The following is a 438-nucleotide window of genomic DNA, read 5'->3' on the forward strand; positions in this document are numbered from 1 at the left end:
CGACGTTGGGGGTCCACCACATCTGCGCGTCGACGGGGTTGCCGTCGTCGCCGAGCGCGATACCGCGGCCCTTGACGGAGGTGTCGACCTCCCGGCCGACCGTGGAGTCGCCCCACATCATCAGCGCACCGTCCTGAGAGAGGTTGCCGAGGCTGATGCGGGTCCCGAAGTTGTCGCGTGCGTTACCGGAGGCACCACCGAACAGACTCGCGTCGGGGCGCTGCACACCGAGCAACAGCCGGATGCCGGCCGACCGGGCGAGCACCGCAAGGTCGGCCCACGCCCCGAGCGGGTCGAGTTCCTTGAGCTGTGCGCGGGTCTCGTCGTCACCGGTCTTGGCCAAACGTTGCCACTTGCCGGAGAGAATGAAGAACTCGTCGAGGACCGCGATCATCAGCGGCAGCTGCGAGCCCTCGATCTTCATCTGGTGGATGTAGG

At 67.1% G+C, this 438-nt stretch carries 1 pseudogene; it reads right to left on the reverse strand.

The window, feature by feature from the left end:
* Nucleotides 1-438: pseudogene (locus tag P3H15_RS54645) on the reverse strand (AAA family ATPase); the annotation flags it as partial.

Source organism: Rhodococcus sp. T2V (genome assembly GCF_029269925.1).
Classification (GTDB): domain Bacteria; phylum Actinomycetota; class Actinomycetes; order Mycobacteriales; family Mycobacteriaceae; genus Rhodococcus_F; species Rhodococcus_F koreensis.